A 22,009-nucleotide genomic window follows, 5' to 3' on the forward strand; every position below is an offset into this window, starting at 1 on the left:
GAGGATCTTCGGGCCCTGCCGCCGGCTGGGCCCCACTTGTTGAGCTGCGTCGTGTGTGCCAGGTGCCTAGATGTCGACCGTCACCATTCCGTCGACGACCCGGGCCGGGTAGGTCTGCGCCGCACCGACACCCTCCGAGGTGCACGCGCCCGTGTCGAAGGAGAACGCGTACTGGTGCAGCGGACACATCACGACGCCGCCGTCGATCTGCCCGTCGGCGAGCGGGCCGCCCTTGTGCGGGCACACCGCGTCCATCGCGCGGATCGTGCCGTCCGACAACAGGAACACCGCCAGCTGGAGCCCGCGGATGGCGTACGCCCTGCCCTCACCCGGGGTCAGGTCGGTGACCGCGCCGAGCGTCGTCGGCGTCGCGCCCTCGGGGCACTTCGGCGAACGCAGCGCGGTCATCGGACCGGCACCTGGGGGAGCGGGAGCAGCGGAAGCGACGGCACGAATTGTGCGGGCGATTTCGGTTCGGTGCGTTCCTGCCACGGGTCGCGGTACCCCGCGACCGCGATGGCCATACGCTCGTCCAATCCGGCCACGGCCCCCTCCTCGTCGCGGATCAGTATGGCCTGCAAGTGTTCCAGGCCCACTCGTGGAACCCAGGCATATGTGCGTTCCAGCCACTTCGCGTCCTCGCGGTAGTACTGGATGAAGCGCCCCGCCACGTCGAGTACCGCGTCCGACGATTCGACTGTCGCGAGCAGATCACCCTTGCGGATGTGGGCCCCCGCCGCGCCGCCGACATAGATCTCCCACCGGTCCTCGCCCACCGACACCACGCCGAAGTCCTTGCACAGCGCCTCGGAGCAGTTCCGCGGGCACCCCGCGACCGCCAGCTTGAGCTTGGCGGGCGTCTCGAGCCCCTGGAACCGGTCCTCGAGCGCGATGCCCAGCGCGGTCGAATCGCCAAGACCGTACCGACAGAAGTCGCTGCCGACACAGGTTTTCACCGTGCGCATGCTCTTGCCGTAGGCGTAGCCCGACGGCATGTCCAGATCACCCCACACCTTGGGCAGGTCTTCCTTGCGGATCCCGAGCAGGTCGATGCGCTGGCCGCCGGTGACCTTCACCAGCGGCACCTGGTACTTGTCGGCGACATCGGCGATGCGGCGCAACTGGTCCGGGGTGGTCACCCCGCCCTTCATCTGCGGTACCACCGAGAAGGTGCCGTCCCGCTGGATGTTCGCGTGCACCCGGTCGTTGATGAAGAGGGCGCCGCGCTCGTCGACCCAGTCCGGTCCCCAGATGGTGCGCAGCAGCGAGGCCAGCGGCATCTTGGACCCCGCGTCCTCGGCGCCGTCGGCCGCGAGCGCCGTGAACACCTGGGAGACCGCGCGCAGGTCCTGCTCCCGGATCGCGGAGATCAGCTCGGCCTTGGTCATCGGGATGCACGGGACGTACCAGTCGGCGGACGGATCCGGCACCAGTGCGCCACCCGCCGCGCAGGCGACGATGTCGGCCACGAGCCCCTTGCAGGAGCCACAGCCCTTTCCTGCCCTGGTCTTCGCGATGACCTCGCCGAGCGAGGACGCCCCCGCGTGCACGCAGGACACGATGTCGCCCTTGCTGACCCCGTTGCAGTTGCAGACCTGGGTGGCGTCCGGCAGGTCGGCCGCGCTGGTCGCGGCGCGGCCGTCGGCGAGGTCGAACAGCAGGCTGAGGCGATCCTCGGGGAGCTCGATCTTGCCGTCGAAGGCCTGGGTCAGCATCCCGGCCTTGCCGACCTCGCCCATCAGGGTCGCCCCGATCAGCTTGCCGTCGCGCACCACGACGTTCTTGTAGGTGCCGTTGCGCGAATCGTAGAACTGGAGGAACTCGTCGTCGTCGAGTTCGGGGCCCTTGACGCCCATCGCCGCGACGTCGACGCCTGCGACCTTCAGCTTGGTGGTCGACCGCGAACCCTCGTAGGCGGCTTCGGGATTCGAGCCGGTGAGGTGCTCGGCCAGCACCACGGCCTGCTCCCACACCGGCGCGACGAGGCCGTACAGCTCGCCGCGGTGTTGTGCGCACTCGCCGACCGCGTACACCGAACCCTCGTCCTCGCAGCGCATCTGGTCGTCGACGACGATGCCGCGTTCGATCACCAGTCCGCCCGCGCGGGCCAGCTCGGTGTTCGGACGGATTCCGGCGGTGACGACGACCATGTCGGCGGCGAGGGAGCTGCCGTCGGTGAAGGCGACACCGGTCACCCGCCCCTGCTCGTCGCGCAGCACCGCGTCGGTCCGGACCGAGGTGTGCACACCCACGCCGAGCGCCTCGATCTTGGCGCGCAGCACCGATCCGCCGCGCTCGTCGAGCTGCTGGTTCATCAGGTGGCCGGGGGAGTGGACGACGTTCACCGTCAGCCCCTGGGTGCGCAGCCCGTAGGCCGCTTCGAGCCCGAGCAGGCCGCCGCCGATGACCACCGCCGAGACGTCGTCCTCCGCCTGTGCCATCTGCAGCATGCCGTTCGTGTCGGCGATGGTGCGGAATCCGAACACGCCCCGCGCGAGCCGTCCGTCGGTCTCGCGCAAGCCGTCCATGTTCGGGAAGAAGGTGTTGCTTCCGGTCGCGACGATCAGCACGTCGTAGTTGACCTCGCGGTCGCTCTCGCAGGTCACGGTCTTCGCGAAGCGGTCGAGCCGGATGGCGCGGTCGCCTGCGTACAGCGTCACGCCGTTCTCCCGGTACCAGCTCATCGGGTTGAGGATCAGGTCCTCGTCGTCGGTACTGGACTCGCCCGCCAGCACGTGCGAGAGCATGATCCGGTTGTAGTTGCCGTACGGCTCGTCGCCGATCATCGTGATGTCGAACTGGTCGCGGCCGCCTCTGGCGAGGATCTCCTCCACCGTGCGGGCGCCCGCCATTCCGTTGCCGATCACAACCAGTCGTCGCATCAGAGCACCACCTGTCCGAGGTCCGTGACGGCCCCGCCGGTGCACCTGTCCACGCTGCGCAGGTACCGCCGTGTGCTCGTCATGGATTCGAGGGTGCTGCGCTCCGGTGACGAAGTGGATGCGCAGAGGTTACGTGGGAATCAGGAAGTACTCACCGGGCGGATCGGGTACATGTCAGGACATGAATGACAGGCCTGTGATCTGGCGTGATCGGTCTCGCAGGCCTGTCCCGATCCCGCCGCAGAGGCTCCCGCCGACCGGGAGAGACGAATCTCACAGACCGCCGAAGCTGCCAGGTCCCCGCCTGCGCAGGTAGCGCTCGAACTCCGCCGCGATGGCATCGCCATCGATCTTGGAGATGACCTCCGAGATGTCGACCTCCGCATCGCCACGCTCCTCCAGCGAGCGCACGTACTCGGTGATCTCCTCGTCGTCCTTGGTCATCTCGGTGACCGACTGCTCCCACTCCTCGGCCTGGGCGGGCAGCTCGCCGAGCGGCACCTCCACGTCGAGCACCTCCTCCACCCGCTGCAGGAGCGCGACGGTGGCCTTCGGGTTCGGGGGCTGCGACACATAGTGGGGGACGGCGGCCCAGAACGAGATCGCGGGCACCCCGGCCTTGACGCATTCGTCCTGGAGCACCCCGGTGATCCCGGTCGGCCCCTCGTACCGGGTCTGTTCCAGGTTGAACCGCTCGGCCGACTCCGTGCTGTACGCCGTGCCGGTGACGGGCACCGGCCGGGTGTGCGGGGTGTCGGCGAGCAGGGCGCCGAGGATGACCACGGTGGTGACGCCGAGGTCCTCGATGATCTCGAGCAGGTCGTCGCAGAAACTGCGCCAGCGCATGTTCGGCTCGATGCCGCGCAGGATCAGCACGTCCCGTTCGCTGCCGGGGGGCGAGCACACCGAGACCCGGGTGGCGGGCCACTCGATCTCGCGGGTGACCCCGTCGACCTGGCGAACCGTCGGACGATTGACCTGGTAGTCGTAGTAGTCCTCGGAGTCGAGCTCGGCCAGCGGTCGTGCGTCCCAGATGAGTTCCAGGTGCTCGACGGCGCCGCTGGCGGCATCGCCCGCGTCGTTCCAGCCCTCGAAGGCGGCGACGAGGATGGGGTCACGCAGCGCGGGCGCGTCGTGCTCGGACGTGACTTCGGGTTCGCTTGGACTCACCCGACCAGCCTACGACCAGGGTCCTTCAAGGGGCCCACTACTCTGGACGGCATGTCTGCCCCATTTCACTCCGCCCTGTTGGATGCGCTGTCGCAGCGCGTTGTCATCGGCGACGGTGCGATGGGAACCATGCTGCAGGCCGCGGACCTCACCCTCGACGATTTCCTCGGCCTCGAGGGCTGCAACGAGATCCTGAACGAAACCCGCCCTGACGTGCTCGCGGACATCCACCGGGCGTACTTCGAGTCCGGCGCCGACGCCGTCGAGACCAACACCTTCGGATGCAACCTGCCCAACCTCGCCGACTACGACATCTCGCACCGGATCCGCGATCTCTCCGAGCGCGGCACCCGGATCGCCCGCGAGGTCGCCGACGAGATGGGCCCCGGCCGGGACGGCATGGCGCGGTTCGTGCTCGGTTCGATGGGGCCCGGCACCAAGCTCCCCACCCTCGGGCACGCGCCGTTCGCGGTGCTCCGCGACGCGTACACCGAATCCGCACTCGGCATGATCGAGGCGGGCGCCGACGCCATCCTGGTCGAGACCTGCCAGGACCTGCTGCAGGTCAAGGCCGCGATCATCGGTAGCCAGCACGCCATGGAGAAGCTCGGACGCCGGATCCCGATCATCACCCACGTCACCGTCGAGACCACCGGAACCATGTTGCTCGGCAGCGAGATCGGCGCCGCGCTGACCGCGCTCGAGCCGCTCGGCATCGACATGATCGGCCTCAACTGCGCGACCGGTCCCGCGGAGATGAGCGAGCACCTGCGGCACCTGTCCAAGCACTCCACGCTGCCGGTGTCGGTGATGCCGAACGCTGGACTCCCGGTGCTGGGCGCAAACGGTGCCGAATACCCGCTCACCGCACCGGAACTCGCGGAGGCGCTGAGCGGCTTCGTCTCCGAGTTCGGGCTCGGCATGGTCGGCGGTTGCTGCGGCACCACGCCCGACCACATCCGTCAGGTCGCCGATGCGGTGCGCCTGGTCGAGAAGGCCACGCGCACGCCGGTTCCCGAGCCCGGCACGTCCTCGCTGTACGCTGCGGTCCCGTTCGAGCAGGACGCCAGCATCCTGGTGATCGGCGAGCGCACGAACTCCAACGGTTCCAAGGCATTCCGCGATGCGATGATCTCCGGTGACCTCGACCGGTGCATCGACATCGCGAAGGATCAGACCCGCGACGGCGCGCACATGCTCGACCTCAACGTCGACTACGTCGGGCGCGACGGCGCCGCCGACATGACCGAACTCGCGAGCAGGCTCGCGACCGCCTCGACGCTGCCGATCATGATCGACTCGACGGAACCGGACGTGATCCGGGCCGGCCTCGAGCACCTCGGCGGACGGTCCGCGGTCAACTCCGTGAACTACGAGGACGGCGACGGGCCGGATTCGCGGTTCCAGAAGATCATGCGGCTGGTCAAGGAGCACGGCGCCGCCGTCGTCGCGCTGACCATCGACGAGGAGGGTCAGGCGCGCACCGCCGAGCACAAGGTGCGGATCGCGGAGCGGCTGATCGAAGACATCACCGCCAACTGGGGCCTCGACGAGTCCGACATCATCATCGACGCGCTCACCTTCCCGATCTCCACCGGCCAGGAGGAGGTGCGCAAGGACGGCATCGAGACGATCGAGGCGATCCGACAGCTGAAGGCGTCTCACCCCCGCATCCACTTCACCCTCGGCATCTCGAACATCTCGTTCGGACTCAACGCCGCCGCTCGGCAGGTCCTCAACTCGGTCTTCCTGCACGAGTGCACGGAGGCGGGCCTGGACACCGCGATCGTGCACGCGTCCAAGATCCTGCCGATGGCACGGATCCCCGAGGAACAGCGCACGGTGGCGCTCGACCTCGTCTACGACCGCCGGAGCGAGGGCTACGACCCGCTGCAGAAGCTGATGGAGCTGTTCGAGGGCGTGTCCGCGGCCTCGGCACGCGAGACCCGCGCGCAGGAGCTCGCCGGTCTACCGCTGTTCGAGCGGCTCGAGCGGCGCATCGTCGACGGCGAGCGCAACGGACTCGAGGCCGACCTCGACGACGCGATGACCGAGAAGCCGCCGCTGGTGATCATCAACGAGACGCTGCTGAACGGCATGAAGATCGTCGGCGAGCTGTTCGGTTCCGGACAGATGCAGCTGCCGTTCGTGCTGCAGTCCGCCGAGGTGATGAAGGCGGCCGTCGCGTACCTCGAGCCGCACATGGAGGCCACCGACGAGGACGGCAAGGGCCGGATCGTGCTCGCCACCGTCAAGGGCGACGTGCACGACATCGGTAAGAACCTGGTCGACATCATCCTCAGCAACAACGGCTACGAGGTGGTCAACCTCGGCATCAAGCAGCCGATCGCGACCATTCTCGACGCGGCGATCGACAAGAAGGCCGACGTGATCGGCATGTCCGGGCTGCTGGTGAAGTCGACCGTGGTGATGAAGGAGAACCTGCAGGAGCTCAACGCCAAGGGCGTCTCCGAGCAGTTCCCGGTCCTGCTCGGCGGCGCGGCACTGACGCGGACCTACGTCGAGAACGACCTCGCCGACATCTACGAGGGCGAGGTGTCCTACGCGCGCGACGCCTTCGAAGGCCTGCGCCTGATGGACACCATCATGACGACCAAGCGCGGCGGGGGACCCGACCCGGACAGCCCGGAGGCCATCGCGGCGAAGGAAAAGGCCGCCGAACGCAAGGCGCGGCACGAGCGGTCGAAGCGAATCGCGGAGGCGCGCAAGGCAGCCGAGGTCCCGGTCGAGGTGCCCGAACGTTCCGATGTCGCCACCGACATCGGGATCCCGACGCCGCCGTTCTGGGGCAGCCGCATCGTCAAGGGCATCTCGCTGGCGGACTACTCCGGCCTGCTCGACGAGCGGGCTCTGTTCCTGGGGCAGTGGGGTCTACGCGGGCAGCGGGCCGGTGACGGACCCACCTACGAGGAGCTGGTGGAGACCGAGGGCAGGCCGCGGCTGCGCTACTGGCTGGACCGGCTCAGCACGGACGGCATCCTCGCGCACGCCGCGGTGGTGTACGGCTACTTCCCGGCGGTCTCCGAGGGTGACGACGTGGTCGTGCTCACCGAGCCGACTCCCGATGCGCCGGAACGGTTCCGGTTCACCTTCCCCCGCCAGCACCGGGACCGGTTCCTGTGCATCGCCGACTTCGTGCGCTCGCGCGAGGAGGCTCGCAGCACCGGCCAGGTCGACGTGTTGCCGCTGAACCTGGTGACGATGGGCCAGCCGATCGCGGACTTCGCGAACGAGCTGTTCGCCGCGAACTCGTACCGGGACTACCTGGAGGTGCACGGCATCGGCGTGCAGCTCACCGAGGCACTCGCCGAGTACTGGCACCGTCGCGTCCGCGAGGAGCTGGTGCTGGCGGGCGGTCACAACCTCGCCGAGCAGGATCCCGACGACGTCGAGGACTTCTTCAAGCTCGGTTACCGGGGCGCCCGCTACTCGTTCGGTTACGGCGCCTGCCCCGACCTCGAGGACCGCGCCAAGATGGTGGCCCTGCTCGAGCCGGAGCGGATCGGAGTGGTGCTGTCCGAGGAGTTGCAGCTGCATCCCGAGCAGTCGACCGATGCGTTCGTGCTGCACCACCCCGAGGCCAAGTACTTCAATGTCTGAGGCCTCGGTGTTCGAGGCGGCAATGGCGGTGTCGGGTCCCGATCTCAAGGCTGTGCTCTGGGACATGGACGGCACACTGCTCGACTCCGAGAAGCTCTGGGACGTCGCGATGCACGAGCTCGCCGCCGAACTGGGCGGGGTGATGACGCCGAGCACACGGCACTCGATCATCGGCGCCTCCGGGCCCGATGCGCTGGCGACGATCTTCGGGGCTCTGGAGCTCGATCCGACGGCCGCCGCCCTCGCGGACGCCGCGGCGTGGGTGAACGGCCGTGTCACCGAGCTGTTCTCGCTCGGTATCCCGTGGCGGCCGGGCGCACAGGAGGCGCTGCGCACGGTGCGCGAGAGCGGGCTGCGCACCGCGCTGGTGACCAACACCGAGCGGGTGCTGGCCGAGCAGGCGCTGGACACGTTGGGGCGCGAGCACTTCGACATCACCGTCTGCGGTGACGAGGTCCCGCGTGGCAAGCCGGAGCCGGATCCGTACCTGCGCGCGGCGGAGCTGCTCGGCATCGCTCCGGAACACTGCCTGGCCGTCGAGGATTCGCCGACGGGCTCGGCGGCGGCGGAGGCGGCCGGCTGCGCGGTCCTGGTGGTGCCGTGCGAGGTCGCGGTGCCGACCGGACCGCGGCGGGTGCACCGGGAGAGTCTCGAGGGGATCGGGGAATCGGGCTTCACCGCCGCGTGGCGGACCGTCCACGCCTGAGCCGAGCCATGGCAGGATTCCTGGCATGACGCCTCGGTGGACCGGTCGGCTCCTGCGTGGGGTGGCCGCGTCGACCGTGGCCGTCGCCGTGCTGGCGTCCTGCTCGGCAGGCGCCGGCCTGTCGAGCGCGGGCGGACCGGACACGTTCACCGTCGCGCTCACCGCGAAACCGGACAACCTCGACTTCACCCGCACCGCGGGCGCGGCGATCCCGCAGGCGTTGCTGGACAACGTGTACGAGGGGCTGGTCCGGCTCGACGACCACGGCGCGATAGTCCCGCTGCTGGCCTCCTCGTGGACGACCAGCCCGGACCGCACCGTCTACGAGTTCGTGCTGCGCGAGGACGCGACCTTCTCCAACGGTGAGGCGTTCACCTCCGAGGACGTCAAGTTCAGCCTCGATCGCGTCAAGACCGAGTGGACGGCGAACTCGCCCGCACTGATGGCCGTGGTGGATCGGGTGGAGACTCCGTCGCCGCATCTGGCGCGGGTGATCCTGCGGGCGCCGAGCAACGCCTGGCTGTTCAACATGACCGGTCCCGTCGGTGCCATGTTCACCCCGCGCGGCGTCACCCAGTTGGCCACCACCGCGATCGGGACCGGCCCATTCACGGTGGCGCGCTGGAACCCGGGCTCGGAGCTGGTGCTCGCGGCCAACCCCCGGTACTGGGGCGCGCAACCGGCCATGAAGACGGTGCGGCTGAAGTACTTTGCCGATGCCACCGCGCAGGCGAACGCGATGCTCAGTGGCGGGGTGGACGCGATCTACAGTCTCGGGGCTCCGCAACTGCTCGGCCAGTTCAGCGCCGATCCCCGGTTCCGGGTCATCGAGGGCGGCACCAACGGCGAGGTCACGCTGTCGATGAACGGGGCGGTCGCGCCCTTCGACGACATCCGGGTCCGCAGGGCGGTGATGTACGCCGTGGATCGGAAGGCCGTGCGGGACACCGCGTATGCGGGCTACGGCGAGCTCATCGGATCGATGGTGCCGCCGACCGACCCCTGGTACGAGGACCTCACCGGCGTGTACCCGTTCGATCCGCAGCGGGCCCGCGAGTTGCTGGCCGAGGCGGGCACCCCGAATCCCGTGGTGCGGTTCGACGTGCCGAACCTGCCCTATGCCACGGCCGCCGCGCAGGTGGTGAGTTCGCAACTGCAGCAGGTCGGTTTCACCGTGAAGACCAACCCGGTCGAGTTCCCCGCGGTGTGGCTCGATTCCGTGTTCGGCAGGCATGCCTACCAGATGTCGGTGATCCAACACGCCGAGCCGCGCGACATCGCCACCTTCGGCAATCCCGAGTACTACTGGGGCTATCGCAATCCCGAGGTCACGCGGTTGCTCGCGGAGGCCGACGCGGCGGACGAGGCCGGCTACGTCGAGAAGATGCGAACGGTGGCGCGGACGATCACCGACGAGGCGGCGGCGAACTGGCTCTTCCTCTTTCCGCTGCTGGCGGTGACCGACGCCGACATCTCCGGGCTCCCGGCGAACGCGACCTCCCTGGCGCTCGACCTGTCCCGGGTGCGGCGCGGGTAGGGCGGCGTGATGGCGATTCAATTGATCAGGCGGCTCGGCATCTTCTCGCTCACCGCGGCATCCGCATCGGTGCTCGTGTTCGCGTTGCTGTCGGTGCTCCCCGGCGATCCGGCACGGATCGCACTGGGGGTGCAGGCCACGGCCGAGGAGGTGGCCAGGGAGCGGACCGCGATGGGCCTCGACGCGCCTGCCCATGTGCGCTACGGCAATTGGGTGTGGGGCATGCTGCACGGCGACATGGGCGAGTCCTACCTGACCAGGCAGCCGGTCGGACCGGAGATCTTCGATCGGCTGCAGGTCACGCTCTGGGTCGTCGGTGCGGCCATGGTGGTCGCGCTGGTCGTCGCGATCCCGCTCGGGGTCCTGGCGGCAGTCCGGCGCAGCAGCCCCGACGGAGTGCTGATCGGCGGGCTCAGCCAGGTGGGCATCGCGATCCCGGCGTTCCTGGCCGGCGTGCTGTTGGTCACCGTGTTCGCCGTCGAGCTGGGCTGGTTGCCGTCGAGCGGTTGGCAGGCGCCGATCGAGGGGATCGGCGGGTTCCTCAGCTATCTGACGTTGCCCGCTTTGGCACTGGGACTCGTCCAGGGCTCGGTGCTGACGCGGTATGTCCGTTCCGCCGTGCTCGACGAGCTGGGGGCGGACTACCTGCGGACGGCGCGGGCCAAGGGCCTGACCCGGACGGGAGCGCTGCTGCGGCACGGGTTGCGCAACGCCGCCGTGCCGGTGGTCACCGTCGCAGGACTCCAGCTGGCCACGCTGCTGATCGGGGCTGTGGTCGTCGAGCGGGTCTTCGTGGTGCCCGGGCTCGGCAGTCTGTTGCTGGACAAGGTCAGTCAGCGGGACATGGCGGAGGTGCAGTCCATCGTGATGGTGCTGGTGTTGATGGTGCTGCTGCTCAATCTCGTGGTTGACCTGCTCTACACCGCGATCGATCCCCGCATGCGGAGCGCGGCATGACACAGCATGCGGAGCTGGGCATGAATCGGGTTCGGTGGACGGGCACGCTGGCCCTGGGTGTCGGACTGGTTGCCGCGGTGGTGCTTGCCGCGCTGCTCTCCTTCGTCTGGACGCCCTACGACCCGACCGTGGTCGACTCCGGTGCGCGGCTGCTGCATCCGAGCGCCAAACACTGGCTGGGTACCGATGATTTCGGCCGGGACATCTTCAGCTCGCTCCTCGTGGGTGCCAGGACGACGCTGCTGGTCGGCGTCGTGGCCGTGGCCATCGCTGCGTCGATCGGCATCCCGATCGGGGTGGCCGCCGGTATGCGCCCCGGTGTGTCGGACGAGATCCTGATGCGTGGCAACGACGTACTGCTGGCGTTCCCCGCGTTGCTGCTGGCCATCGTCTTCGCCGCGGTCTGGGGCGGGTCGACGGTGACGGCGATGACTGCACTCGGCGTCGGGACCGCGCCCGCCTTTGCTCGCGTCGCCCGCGGCGGCACCAGACAGGTGATGGCCAAGGACTACGTGCTGGCGGCGCGGGCGGCGGGCAAGAGCCCGTTGCGGATCGCGCTGCGGCACGTGCTGCCCAACATCTCCAGCGCGCTGATCGTGCAGGCGTCGGTGACCTTCGCGATCGCCGTACTGGCCGAGGCAGCGCTCTCCTATCTGGGCTTCGGGACCCCGCCGCCGACCCCGTCATGGGGCCGGATGCTGCAGGAGTCGCAGCCGTACCTGTACCTGCAGCCCGCGGTGATGCTGTGGCCCGGCCTGGCGATCGCGCTGACCGTGCTCGGGTTCAACCTGCTCGGCGACGGGCTGCGCGATCGATTCGACCCGAAGACGGTGCGGCAGTGACGGGCCCGCTGGTCGAGGTCTCTGACCTCACCGTCTGCGCGGGCGGTCGCACCCTGCTGGACGGCATCGGGTTCACCCTGAAGCGGGGCGAACGGCTGGGGCTGATCGGCGAATCCGGGTCGGGCAAATCGCTGACGGCGCTGAGCCTGATGGGGCTGCTGCCGGACCAGCTGTCGGCGACGGGTTCGATCGCCCTCGACGGAGTCGCCGCGAATCTCGTCGGTGCTCCGGAGCGGTTGCTGACCTCCCTGCGGGGAGACGACCTGGGGATGGTCTTCCAGGAGCCGATCACGGCGCTGAACCCGTTGATGAAGGTGGGCAGGCAGGTCGCCGAGGTGATCGAGCTCCACGACGGCGCGCTGAGCCGCGGCGAGCGGCGGGAGGCGGCGCTCGCGCAGCTCGCCGCGGTCAACCTCCCCGACCCGGCGCGTATCGCGCGGTCCTATCCGCACGAACTGTCCGGTGGGCAGCGACAGCGGGTCCTGATCGCCATCGCGATGGCGAACCGCCCTCGGGTGCTGATCTGCGACGAGCCGTCCACCGCTCTCGACGTGACCGTGCAGGCGCAGATCCTCGACCTGATCGACACCACGGTCCGCGAGCACGACACCGCGTTGCTGTTCATCACCCATGACCTGGCGGTGGTCTCCGCGCTGTGCGACCGGGTGCTGGTGATGCGGGACGGGTCGATCCTCGAGTCCGGACCGATCGAGCGGGTGTTCGGGGCTCCGCAGCACCCTTACACCCGCGCCCTGCTCGAGGCGTCGGACCTGAGCGGGTCGACGCTCGGCGGGACGGTGGCGGCGGGATCGGGGCCGGGGGAGCCAACGGTTGCCGCGCCGGTGTCGAATGAACAGGCCGAGCCGCTGGTGTCCGTGCGGGGGCTCGGCCGCACCTACCGGGGGTCGCGGTCCACGCTGTGGCGTCGCGCGGTGCCGGTGCACGCACTGGCCGACGCGTCGTTCGACATCGGTCGCGGCCGGCGGTTCGGCGTGGTCGGCGAATCGGGATCGGGCAAGTCCACGCTGATCCGGTTGCTGTGTGCCCTCGACACACCGACGGCGGGTTCGATCGTGGTGGACGGGCAGGAGATCGTCGGGGCACGGGAACGGGAGCTGCGGCAGTTCCGGCGCGATGTCTCCATCGTCTTCCAGGATCCGATGGGTTCGCTGGACCCGCGGATGAAGGTCGGCGACGTGGTGTCCGAGCCGCTCGACACGCGCGCGGGCTCGGCCGAGGCCGTCGCCCAGATGCTCACCGCCGTCGGGCTCGAACCGGCGATGGCACACCGGTACCCGCACCAGTTCTCCGGCGGTCAACGTCAACGCATCTCGATCGCCCGCGCACTGATCACCAAGCCGAAGATCCTGGTGGCGGACGAGCCGGTCAGCGCGCTCGACGTCTCGGTCCGCGCTCAGGTCCTCGACCTGCTGGCCGAACTGGTCGACGAGTACGGGCTGACGTTGCTGTTCGTCTCGCACGATCTGGCCGTGGTTCGGCACGTGTGCGACGTGGTCGCGGTGATGCATCGGGGCCGGATCGTGGAGTGCGGACCGACCGAGGACGTGTACGAGCGGCCGCGGGAGGAGTACACCCGAACGCTCATCGCGAGCGCTCCGAAACTGGTCCTGCCGGAACTCTGATCCCCCGTAGCGACTGCTTGCAGGTCGCTCGAAACAACACTGGGGGCGGGTTGTGGCGGGGCGGTGGGGAGTCCCGGCTCGTCCGTGAAAGAATCGTGACCCGTGAAGACCTTCGATTCGCTGTTCGCCGAGCTGACCGACCGTGCCGCCACCCGTCCCGAGGGCTCCGGCACCGTGGCCGCGTTGGACGCGGGCGTCCATGCGCAGGGCAAGAAGGTGCTCGAGGAGGCGGGTGAGGTGTGGATCGCCGCCGAGCACGAGAGTGACGAGTCGCTGTCCGAGGAGATCTCGCAGCTGCTCTATTGGGTGCAGGTGTTGATGGTCGGTCGTGGCCTCAAGCTCGAGGACGTCTACCGACATCTGTGAGTCGCGCTCCGCACCGACTCCGCACGTCCTCTGGCCACTTTCTCGCCATTTCCGGAAGGAACACCCCATGCTGCGCGTCGCAGTACCGAACAAGGGCTCGCTGTCCGAGTCCGCCGCCGAGATCCTCGACGAGGCCGGCTACCGCCGCCGTACCGACTCCCGCGACCTGACCGTCCTCGATCCGGCGAACCAGGTCGAGTTCTTCTTCCTCCGTCCCAAGGACATCGCGATCTACGTCGGGTCCGGCGAACTCGACCTCGGCATCACCGGTCGTGACCTCGCCCTCGACTCCGGCGCCCCGGTCTCCGAGCGGCTGTCGCTCGGGTTCGGTCGTTCGAGCTTCCGCTATGCGGCCCCCGCGGGCAAGGACTGGTCGCCCGCCGACCTGGCAGGCCTGCGGATCGCGACCTCGTACCCGAACCTGGTCCGCAGGGACCTCGCCGCCCGCGGCATCGAGGCGACCGTCATCCGTCTGGACGGCGCCGTGGAGATCTCGATCCAGCTCGGCGTCGCGGACGCCATCGCCGATGTCGTCGGTTCCGGCCGCACACTGCGCCAGCACAACCTGGTGGCCTTCGGTGAATCCCTCTGCGACTCCGAGGGGGTGCTGATCCAGCGCGAGGGCTCGGACGGAACCGACAAGGCGCGCAATCAGCTGATCGCCCGCGTGCAGGGCGTCGTCTTCGCGCAGCAGTACCTGATGCTCGACTACGACTGCCCGCGCGGCCTGCTCGACGAAGCGCTGCGGATCACCCCCGGCCTGGAGTCGCCGACGATCTCGCCGCTTGCCGACGAGGCGTGGGTCGCGATCCGCGCGCTGGTGCCGCGCAAGGTCAGCAACGACGTGATGGATCAGCTCGCCGAGATCGGCGCCAAGGCGATCCTGGCGTCCGACATCAGGTCCTGCCGGGCCTTCTGACGCGGCGGTATCTGCGCCGACAACCTCGAACGGCCCCGGTCACACCTCAGGTGTGACCGGGGCCGTCGACGTTCCGTGGTCAGTACAGCCGGCGCTCGTGCAAGTTGCGGTCGAACGCCGGGACGGGCCCGCCGTCGCGGAGGATCGTCGCGAGGGCCGGATCGGCCAGGTGTAGTCGTCCGATGGCGACGAGGTCGAACTCCTCGTCCTCGAGCCTGCGGAGGAGCCCGTCGAGATCCGCGGGCCTCGGCGTGCCTGCATCGCGAAGCGACTTGTCGAGCCCCACGCTACCCACCGCCATGCTGACCGCGCCGGTCAGCTTCTTCGCCCAGCCGGCCAGGGTCAGCGCGCTGCCCTCGAACGCGGGGGCGTCGAACCGGCGGATGCTCGCGTCGAGCACGTCCACGCCTGCCTCGACCAGCGCGTTCAGGACGACGGCGAGTTCGTCGGGGGTGTCCGCGATCCGCGCCGCGTAGTCCTGCTGCTTGTGTTGCGAGAACCGGTAGAAGATCGGCAGGTCGGGACCGATCTCGCGCCGGATCGCCCGCACCACCTCCGCCGGGAACTCCGTACGTCGTTGCAGGTCACCGCCCCAGTGATCGTTTCGCTGGTTCGTCGACTCCCACAGGAAGGCGTCCAGCAGGTAACCGTGCCCGGCGTGGATCGCGATCCCGTCGAACCCGACGTCGACCGCATTGCGCGCCGACCGCACGTAACCGTCGATGACGTCCGCGATGTCGCGCTCGGTCATCGCCTGGGTGGGAACGCTCGCCCGCGCGAGGTAGTCCTCCGGGTAGACGGTCTTGCCGACCCGCCCCCACAGCCCGGAGGGGCGCATCGGCGTCAGTGCCGGATCCACCGCGCGCATCGCGCCCCACAGCGGGCCGACGTGCCACAGCTGGGGAATGATCCTGCCGCCTGCCGCGTGGACCTCGTCGACTACGGTGCGCCACCCCGCCAGTGCCGATTCTCCGTGCAGGCGGGGGACTCTGGTGCTGTCGACGGCCGTCGGATGGTCGATCGCCACGCCCTCGGTGATCAGCAGGCCGGTACCGCCCTCGGCGCGCCGCCGATAGTAGGCGGCCACCTCCGGGCCGGGGACCCCGGCAGGGGAGTGCTCTCGTGTCATGGGGGACATGACGATCCGGTTCGGCAGCGCCAGCGACCGGATCTGCATCGGGGCGAAGAGCGGGTTCACAGCGCCTGCAGGTAGTCGAAGAAACCCTCGGTGACGTCCTCACGCAGCCGGGTGAGCTTTCGATAGCTGATCAGCCAGCGGCCGTTCACCTTTCGGTACTCCTCGTGGTAGTGCCCGTAGCCGTGGAGGTGCTCCTCGTGGTCGCCGTTGGTCCACCACAGCTTGTCCTCCATCGCCCAGATCCCGCGGGCGGTGTCGTCGGAGGTCAACTCGATCTCCGGGGTGTGGCCGTGGTGCACGGTGGTCACCGCGGTCGATCCGCCGAGGAGGGTGCTGATCGCGCGGGTCAGTTTGTCCTTGCCCACGACGCGGTTCGAGGTGCCCTCGGTCTGTGGCTGCTTGTCTCCGGGCAGGCCGCCCCACGTCTCGGAGACCACGTCGTCGGTGTGCAGCGTCGGGTAGACGTCCCACTGCTTGTTGTCCATGCACCGCAGCCGGGCCGCGAAGATGCGCTTGATCTGCTCGATCGCCAGGAGTTGTTCGGGGGCGGTCAGTGTGAGCTCGGAGTTCATGGCAACACGCTGTCAGGGAGCCGGCGCGCGGGCAATTCTCGTTTCCGATCAGCGGACTCAGGCCAGGTCAGGGCGGGGAGGCCGGGTCAGGCCCGCGGCCAACCCGCTCCGGTGAGGTCGAAGTAGTGCGCGATCGCCGCCGCCGCCATCCGCACGGGTGCCGCATGCCGTTGGTCGAACTTCAACCGGTCCATCGGTCCGCTGACCGACAGGCCGACCTCGGCACCGCCCAGTGATCCGACACGCGCTCCGATGCAACCGAACCCGGTGACACAGGTACCGAACGAGACGCCGGGCCGTGGTGCCGACGCGAGCAGCGCCTTGCCGATTGTCGACGATCGCGCGGGTATGCGTGTCCCGACCCGTGTCCGCAGGTGGGGCGCCGCGGAACCACCGACCTTCTCGAGGTAGAGCACGTCCTTGCCGTCGAGAACACCCAGATGGACGACGTGGCCCGTCACCAGGTGCAGTTCGCGTAGCAGCGGTGTCACCACCCGGTCGACACTGTCCCGGTACAGCGACAGCGCCCCGAGTTCGGCGAGCGTGTCCCCGAGTTCGTACTCGGCACCCCTGCGGCGGAGCCACCCCATCCTCACCAACTGCTCGAGCATCCTGAGCGTGCTCGTCCGGGGTATGCAGGTTCCGCGGGACACCTCCGTCAGGCTGAGCCGCTGCGCGCTCCGGAAGGTGTCCAGGACCAGGGAGAGTCGATCGAGCGTGGAGGTGGGCACGCTCGCTTTCGAGCTGTCTCCGCCCGACATTGTCATCTCCTCCCGTGCGACCTTCGCGGCATCGCCGACGGACCTCCGGGCGTGCGCAGGCACTGACAATCCCACCGTGGGGAGCGGTGCGACGCCATGGGGTCGTCCGTTCAGTGGGATGACCAGGGGGAGGCGGACGGCCAGCAGTGCGGTGCCGGCGGCACTGGAGCTGCCCGACACGACTGACCTGCGTCTATTCCGGTCAGCGGGTGCGCGAATTGAGGCAGGTTCGCCGGGCTGAGAAGGTCACCTCACGCGGTGACCGTGATCACATCGACCCCGCCGCGGCCGACCCTGTGAATGCCGAGACAAACGAGAGGACCCGCTGTGGACATCGAGGAATCCGATGAGGTTCGCATCATCGACGAGGGCACGCCGCCCGCTCGCTTCGCACGTGGCTGGCACTGCCTGGGGCTGGCGGAGGAGTTCCGCGACGGGAAGCCGCACTCCATCGAGGCCTTCGGGACCAAGCTCGTCGTGTTCGCCGACAGCAACGGCGAGATCAAGATCCTCGACGCCTTCTGCAGGCACATGGGCGGCGACCTGAGCCAGGGCACGGTCAAGGGCGATTCGATCGCCTGCCCGTTCCACGACTGGCGCTGGGGCGGCAACGGCAAGTGCACCGGCATCCCCTACGCCCGCCGCGTCCCGCCGCTGGCCCGCACCCGCGCCTGGGAGATCATGGAGTAGGACGAGCTGCTGTTCGTCTGGAACGACCCGGAGGGCAACCCGCCGCCCGCGGACGTGACGATCCCGCAGATGTGCCCCGAGGGCACGGAGTGGACCGACTGGGTGTGGAAGTCGATCGTCATCGACACCAACTGCCGCGAGATCATCGACAACGTCGTCGACATGGCGCACTTCTTCTACGTGCACTACTCGTTCCCGACGTACTTCAAGAACATCTTCGAGGGACACGTCGCGATCCAGGAGTACGAGGGCGTCGGCCGCGAGGACATCACCGAGTGGACCGACCCCGATGTCCCGAAGCTGGTCGGCCACGGCTCGATCGCGGCCTACCACGGGCCGTCGTTCATGATCGACGACCTCGTCTACCACTACGACAAGTACGACGTCGAGTCCGTCCTGATCAACTGCCACTACCCGATCTCACCGAACCAATTCGTGCTGATGTACGGCATCTCCGTGAAGAAGACCGAGCAGATCCCGGCGGAGATCGCCGACCAACTGGTCGACGCGATGATCGGCTACATCGGTGTCGGCTTCGAGCAGGACATCGAGATCTGGAAGAACAAGACCCGGATCGACAACCCGCTGCTCACCAACGAGGACGGCCCGGTCTACCAGCTGCGCCGTTGGTACGAGCAGTTCTACGTCGACGTCGCGGACGTCAAGCCGGAGATGGTTGACCGCTTCGAGTTCGAGCTCGACACCACAAGGCCGGTCGAGGTGTGGAAGCAGGAAGTCGCCGACAACCTCGCCCGGCGTGATGCCGCGAAGTTGTCGGTCTGATGCGGCACATCGATTGTGCGCGTTGCGGAGTCCAGGTTCTCGTGGAGAAGAACAGCTGGCAGCACACCACCGTCCAGTGGAGCACCGCCCGCCCCGACACCGTCTGCGACGAGTACCGGGACGACCCGACACTGACGCGGCGCGGGGTCCGAGTGGGGCGCTGCCCCGCACTGCGTGAATCCATCGTCGCGGCCGCCGTGGACGGACGCATCCCCGTCCCCGACTGACAACCGACCCAAAGGAATCGAGACAACGATGATCGACAAAGACAAGTACGGCCCATGGGCTGTCATCGCAGGCGGTTCGGAGGGCGTCGGTGCCGGGTTCGCCGAGGAACTGGCAGAGGCCGGACTGAACCTCGTGCTGCTCGCCCGCAAACCCGGCCCCCTCGAGGAGACCGCGGCCAAGGCGCGAGCTCACGGAGTCGAGGTGCGCACCCTCGCCGTCGACCTCCTGGCGGCGGATGCCGTCGAACGGATCCGAGAGACCACCGCGGATCTCGACGTGGGACTGCTGATCTTCAATGCCGGTGCCAACACCTACGGCCACGAGTTCGTCACCGGCGACCTCGACGCCTGCCGAAAGGTCCTCACGCTCAACATCGACCGCCAACTGGAGCTCTCCCAGGTCTTCGGCGCACCGATGCGCGAACGCGGCCGCGGTGGCATCATCCTGCTCGGCTCGCTGGCCGGTTTCGTCGGCGCGGAACACATGAGCATCTACGCGGCGGCAAAGGCATTCAGCCGCGTCTTCGCCGAGGGACTCTGGCTCGAGATGGCCGAGCACGGCGTCGATGTGCTCGAACTCGTCCTCGGCGTCACCCGGACGCCCGCCATGGAACGAGCCGGCCTCGATTTCGATCTACCCGGTCTCAACGCCTCAGATCCCTATGCGGTCGCGCGCGAGGGTCTCGACCACCTCGCCGATGGACCGATCTGGGTCGCGGGCGGCAACTACGAGCTGGCCGCCGGCCGTGCCGGCTTCCCCCGCGCCGAGATCGTCAGGGCAGCGTCCGCCGAGGCCCGCGCGATGATGGGGCGCCGATGACCGAGACAGATCCGGGTTTCGAGCGTCGGTTGCTCGTCCTCGAGCAACGCCTTGGGATACTCGAGGACCACAACGCGATCATGCGACTCATGTACTCCTACGGCCCGAGCGTGGACAGCGGCCTCGACGATGTGGTCGGCGGCCTCTGGATCGAGGACGGCGTCTACGACGTCGACACCGGGCGGATGGCCGGCCGACGGGCGATCGAGGACATGGTCCGGACCCACCCGCACCAGGGCTTCATCCAGCAAGGATGCGGACACATCATGAGTCCGGCACACATCACCGTCGACGGCGACACGGCCGTGGCGGTGTGTCACACGCAGCTGATTCTCCGACAGCCCGATGGGAGCGGCTATCAGGTGAGCCGGGTCACGGCTAACAGGTGGGAGCTGATCCGCACCAAGGACGGGTGGCGGGTCACGACGCGGACCAGCCGAATCCTCGACGGGCAGAAGGGTTCACGAGCGATCCTCGCGAGTGCCTTTCGGCAGGGGGACTCAGTCCCGCGATAGCGCACGGGCGGCCGCGCACCGGGGTGCGCGGCCGCCCGTCTCACCGTTATCTCGCCCGAACCTGCACTGTCTGATTGATCCGGCCGACCGGCCCCGACTCGTCGTGCAGTACGCCCGCGCACATCCCGACCCCGTCCGGGCCGTAGGAAGTCTCCGCGGCGATGCCGACCCACTCGTCCTCTGGCACCCGGAACAGGTGCACCGTCAGGTCGGTGTTGAGGAAGGTCCACTCGGCCGGGTCCAGCTTGGTGCCGACCCCGTTCGCGACATCGGCCACCACGAACAACCGCTGGACGGGGGAGAGCGGTTCGCCCTCCACGAGAACGGCATTCGGGCGCGCCCACATCTGCCCCGGACCCTCGCAGCCGATGTCGGACAGCCACATCCACTCGAGGCTGGTGACGAACCCGGTGTCCCAGAACGGGCCCTCCAGCGCCGTCTCGTGGGCCTGCGACCGCGGGGCCAGTGCGGGGTCGCAGGCGTGCGCGACGGCAGAAGAGTCGGCGGTCTGCATGCGCCAGCCGGTGCCGCGGGCCGCGGCGCGGGAGGTGCCGTCCGGGCTGGTGGCCCAGAGCTCGGCGACCACCAGCTCCACCCGCTTGCCGGGACGCTCGACCCAGGACCGGACCTCGATCTCGGAAATCGGTACCGGGCCGAGGATCTCGATGACCACCCGGGTGAGTCGGGCGTCCTCGCGTGGTGCGCATCGTTCCAGCGCGCGCACCAGCAGAGCCGACGGGGGAGCGCCGTGCTGCATGGTGTTTCCCCAGGTGCTCTCCGTCAGCGCGGTGCTGGCAAAGCGTTCGGTGCCGTTGGCGTCTCGTCCCAGCGGGATGTAGTAGGCCTGGTCACTCACTCGACGATCTCCTCGAACTTCTGCACTTCATCTGCCGGGCTCTCTGGCCACCCCGGATAGGGCGGCGGCGTGCCACCGAACTCGGGGCAGCGCACCTTATGATCGCACCAGCTGCACAGGCGCCCCGGCTTCGGTCGGAAGTCACCCGTCTGGCCCGCGGCGAGGATCGCCTTCCAGATCGCGGACAGGGTCCGCTCGAATCGCAGCAACTCGGCCTCGTCCGGTGCGTAGGTGAGGATTTCGCCGTCGGTGAGGTAGATCAGCCGTAGCTGTGCGGGCACGATCCCGCGGGTGCGCAGCAGCACCAGCGCGTAGAACTTCATCTGGAACAGCGCCTTGGATTCGGTCATCTCGCGCGGCGCGCGGCCGGTCTTGTAGTCGACGACGCGGACCTCACCGGTGGGCGCGACGTCGATCCGGTCCACGAAGCCGCGCAGCAGCACCCCGTTGTCGAGTTCGGTCTCGACTCGCAGCTCGCAGGACTCCGGCTCGAAGCGGGTGGGGTCCTCGAGCTTGTAGTAGCCCTCGATCAGCGTGCGGGCCTCGTCGAGGAACGCGGCCCGCTCCTCGGCGGGGACGGTCTCGGCGACGTCGGGGGATTCGGCGAGCAGGTGTTCCCACGCCGGGTCGACCAGGGACACCGCGCGGTCGGGGACCCGCTCCTGGGCGGGCAGGCCGTACAGCGACTCCAGTGCCGCGTGCACCAGCGTGCCCTTCAGCTGCGCCTTGGACGGCGCCTCCGGGATCCGGTCGACCGCGCGGAAGCGGTACAGCAGCGGGCACTGCTTGAAGTCGCCCGCGCGGGAGGGGGACAGGGCGGGCCGTGAGCGAGGGCGCTCGGTCCCTGTGTCGGCGGCGGCGGCGGAGGACTCGGCAGGGGGCGTCGACACGGGAGAGCTCACACCTGGCAGGGTATGCGGCGGGTCCGACACCGCTGTCGGGGCCGGCGCGTGGGTCGCCGGGAATGCTGAATACGAGGAGATCTGAGTCGTGGCTGGGCAAGA

General features: G+C 68.8%; 19 protein-coding genes and 1 pseudogene. 12 read left to right on the forward strand and 8 right to left on the reverse strand.

Annotation, left to right across the window (positions count from 1 at the left end):
* Positions 1–66 precede the first annotated feature (66 nt).
* From JOE46_RS04390 to JOE46_RS04400, 3 genes are all read right to left on the reverse strand, one after another.
* The gene (locus tag JOE46_RS04390) at positions 67–408 is read right to left on the reverse strand and encodes a Rieske 2Fe-2S domain-containing protein (RefSeq protein WP_209926391.1); all 342 of its coding nucleotides are present in this window, start codon (positions 406–408) and stop codon (positions 67–69) included.
* Positions 405–2,882, reverse strand: a complete 2,478-nt coding sequence (nirB, locus tag JOE46_RS04395; protein WP_209926393.1) for a nitrite reductase large subunit NirB — start codon at positions 2,880–2,882, stop codon at positions 405–407. Before nirB ends, JOE46_RS04390 begins: the two co-directional genes overlap by 4 nt.
* A gap of 273 nt (positions 2,883–3,155) precedes the next feature.
* Complete coding sequence (locus tag JOE46_RS04400; RefSeq protein ID WP_027501842.1) at positions 3,156–4,052, reverse strand: PAC2 family protein; 897 nt, start codon at positions 4,050–4,052, stop codon at positions 3,156–3,158.
* Positions 4,053–4,103: 51 nt separating this feature from the next.
* Between JOE46_RS04400 and metH the strand changes: the two genes are divergently transcribed.
* The 8 genes from metH to hisG all read left to right on the forward strand — a co-directional run bounded on the left by metH (position 4,104) and on the right by hisG (position 14,643).
* Positions 4,104–7,673, forward strand: a complete 3,570-nt coding sequence (gene metH / locus JOE46_RS04405) for a methionine synthase (RefSeq protein WP_209926396.1) — start codon at positions 4,104–4,106, stop codon at positions 7,671–7,673.
* Positions 7,666–8,379 (forward strand): HAD family hydrolase, encoded by a 714-nt coding sequence (locus tag JOE46_RS04410; RefSeq protein WP_374102881.1) that lies wholly within the window; start codon positions 7,666–7,668, stop codon positions 8,377–8,379. The genes metH and JOE46_RS04410 overlap by 8 nt, the downstream gene beginning before the upstream one ends.
* Positions 8,380–8,404: 25 nt before the next feature.
* Positions 8,405–9,916 (forward strand): ABC transporter substrate-binding protein, encoded by a 1,512-nt coding sequence (locus JOE46_RS04415; RefSeq protein ID WP_209926399.1) that lies wholly within the window; start codon positions 8,405–8,407, stop codon positions 9,914–9,916.
* Positions 9,917–9,925: 9 nt separating this feature from the next.
* Positions 9,926–10,873, forward strand: coding sequence for an ABC transporter permease (locus tag JOE46_RS04420; RefSeq protein ID WP_209926400.1), 948 nt, complete (start codon positions 9,926–9,928; stop codon positions 10,871–10,873).
* Positions 10,870–11,715, forward strand: coding sequence for an ABC transporter permease (locus JOE46_RS26270; RefSeq protein ID WP_245220927.1), 846 nt, complete (start codon positions 10,870–10,872; stop codon positions 11,713–11,715). Before JOE46_RS04420 ends, JOE46_RS26270 begins: the two co-directional genes overlap by 4 nt.
* Complete coding sequence (locus tag JOE46_RS04425) at positions 11,712–13,358, forward strand: ABC transporter ATP-binding protein (RefSeq protein ID WP_307861251.1); 1,647 nt, start codon at positions 11,712–11,714, stop codon at positions 13,356–13,358. The genes JOE46_RS26270 and JOE46_RS04425 overlap by 4 nt, the downstream gene beginning before the upstream one ends.
* A gap of 102 nt (positions 13,359–13,460) precedes the next feature.
* Positions 13,461–13,724, forward strand: a complete 264-nt coding sequence (locus JOE46_RS04430) for a phosphoribosyl-ATP diphosphatase (protein WP_027501839.1) — start codon at positions 13,461–13,463, stop codon at positions 13,722–13,724.
* A gap of 67 nt (positions 13,725–13,791) precedes the next feature.
* Positions 13,792–14,643: an ATP phosphoribosyltransferase gene (gene hisG, locus JOE46_RS04435; RefSeq protein ID WP_077041634.1), complete on the forward strand. Its 852-nt coding sequence runs from the start codon at positions 13,792–13,794 to the stop codon at positions 14,641–14,643.
* A gap of 79 nt (positions 14,644–14,722) precedes the next feature.
* Here hisG and JOE46_RS04440 read toward each other — a convergent pair whose 3' ends face one another.
* From JOE46_RS04440 to JOE46_RS04450, 3 genes are all read right to left on the reverse strand, one after another.
* Positions 14,723–15,820 (reverse strand): NADH:flavin oxidoreductase, encoded by a 1,098-nt coding sequence (locus tag JOE46_RS04440; RefSeq protein WP_209928954.1) that lies wholly within the window; start codon positions 15,818–15,820, stop codon positions 14,723–14,725.
* A gap of 17 nt (positions 15,821–15,837) precedes the next feature.
* Positions 15,838–16,353, reverse strand: coding sequence for a nuclear transport factor 2 family protein (locus JOE46_RS04445; protein WP_209926402.1), 516 nt, complete (start codon positions 16,351–16,353; stop codon positions 15,838–15,840).
* Between the two features lie 86 nt (positions 16,354–16,439).
* The gene (locus tag JOE46_RS04450) at positions 16,440–17,114 is read right to left on the reverse strand and encodes an IclR family transcriptional regulator (RefSeq protein WP_209926403.1); all 675 of its coding nucleotides are present in this window, start codon (positions 17,112–17,114) and stop codon (positions 16,440–16,442) included.
* Between the two features lie 300 nt (positions 17,115–17,414).
* Between JOE46_RS04450 and JOE46_RS04455 the strand changes: the two are divergent.
* From JOE46_RS04455 to JOE46_RS04470, 4 genes and pseudogenes are all read left to right on the forward strand, one after another.
* Positions 17,415–18,587 (forward strand): annotated as a pseudogene (locus JOE46_RS04455) (Rieske 2Fe-2S domain-containing protein).
* A 41-nt stretch (positions 18,588–18,628) separates the two neighbouring features.
* The gene (locus tag JOE46_RS04460) at positions 18,629–18,814 is read left to right on the forward strand and encodes a hypothetical protein (RefSeq protein WP_307861252.1); all 186 of its coding nucleotides are present in this window, start codon (positions 18,629–18,631) and stop codon (positions 18,812–18,814) included.
* Positions 18,815–18,842: 28 nt separating this feature from the next.
* Positions 18,843–19,634, forward strand: coding sequence for an SDR family oxidoreductase (locus tag JOE46_RS04465; protein WP_097209768.1), 792 nt, complete (start codon positions 18,843–18,845; stop codon positions 19,632–19,634).
* A complete protein-coding gene (locus tag JOE46_RS04470) occupies positions 19,631–20,149 on the forward strand; it encodes a nuclear transport factor 2 family protein (RefSeq protein WP_097209767.1) in 519 nt (172 codons plus the stop codon). Before JOE46_RS04465 ends, JOE46_RS04470 begins: the two co-directional genes overlap by 4 nt.
* Positions 20,150–20,195: 46 nt before the next feature.
* Here JOE46_RS04470 and JOE46_RS04475 read toward each other — a convergent pair whose 3' ends face one another.
* Both JOE46_RS04475 and JOE46_RS04480 read right to left on the reverse strand, forming a co-directional pair.
* Positions 20,196–21,005: a thioesterase family protein gene (locus JOE46_RS04475; RefSeq protein ID WP_097209766.1), complete on the reverse strand. Its 810-nt coding sequence runs from the start codon at positions 21,003–21,005 to the stop codon at positions 20,196–20,198.
* On the reverse strand, positions 21,002–21,895 hold the full coding sequence (locus tag JOE46_RS04480) for a RecB family exonuclease (RefSeq protein ID WP_373560215.1): 894 nt from the start codon (positions 21,893–21,895) through the stop codon (positions 21,002–21,004). The genes JOE46_RS04475 and JOE46_RS04480 overlap by 4 nt, the downstream gene beginning before the upstream one ends.
* Positions 21,896–22,009: the final 114 nt, after the last annotated feature.

The sequence above is a fragment of the Rhodococcus sp. PvR099 genome (assembly GCF_017833315.1).
In the GTDB taxonomy this organism is placed as follows: Bacteria; Actinomycetota; Actinomycetes; order Mycobacteriales; family Mycobacteriaceae; genus Rhodococcus_G; species Rhodococcus_G oryzae.

Bases quoted from the DNA above. Each gene is read 5' to 3' on its own strand.
- JOE46_RS04390 (WP_209926391.1), bottom strand. From the start codon at position 408: ATGACCGCGCTGCGTTCGCCGAAGTGCCCCGAGGGCGCGACGCCGACG.
- nirB (WP_209926393.1), bottom strand. From the start codon at position 2,882: ATGCGACGACTGGTTGTGATCGGCAACGGAATGGCGGGCGCCCGCACG.
- metH (WP_209926396.1), top strand. From the start codon at position 4,104: ATGTCTGCCCCATTTCACTCCGCCCTGTTGGATGCGCTGTCGCAGCGC.
- JOE46_RS04410 (WP_374102881.1), top strand. From the start codon at position 7,666: ATGTCTGAGGCCTCGGTGTTCGAGGCGGCAATGGCGGTGTCGGGTCCC.
- JOE46_RS04415 (WP_209926399.1), top strand. From the start codon at position 8,405: ATGACGCCTCGGTGGACCGGTCGGCTCCTGCGTGGGGTGGCCGCGTCG.
- JOE46_RS04420 (WP_209926400.1), top strand. From the start codon at position 9,926: ATGGCGATTCAATTGATCAGGCGGCTCGGCATCTTCTCGCTCACCGCG.
- JOE46_RS26270 (WP_245220927.1), top strand. From the start codon at position 10,870: ATGACACAGCATGCGGAGCTGGGCATGAATCGGGTTCGGTGGACGGGC.
- hisG (WP_077041634.1), top strand. From the start codon at position 13,792: ATGCTGCGCGTCGCAGTACCGAACAAGGGCTCGCTGTCCGAGTCCGCC.
- JOE46_RS04440 (WP_209928954.1), bottom strand. From the start codon at position 15,820: ATGCAGATCCGGTCGCTGGCGCTGCCGAACCGGATCGTCATGTCCCCC.
- JOE46_RS04445 (WP_209926402.1), bottom strand. From the start codon at position 16,353: ATGAACTCCGAGCTCACACTGACCGCCCCCGAACAACTCCTGGCGATC.
- JOE46_RS04450 (WP_209926403.1), bottom strand. From the start codon at position 17,114: ATGTCGGGCGGAGACAGCTCGAAAGCGAGCGTGCCCACCTCCACGCTC.
- JOE46_RS04465 (WP_097209768.1), top strand. From the start codon at position 18,843: ATGATCGACAAAGACAAGTACGGCCCATGGGCTGTCATCGCAGGCGGT.
- JOE46_RS04470 (WP_097209767.1), top strand. From the start codon at position 19,631: ATGACCGAGACAGATCCGGGTTTCGAGCGTCGGTTGCTCGTCCTCGAG.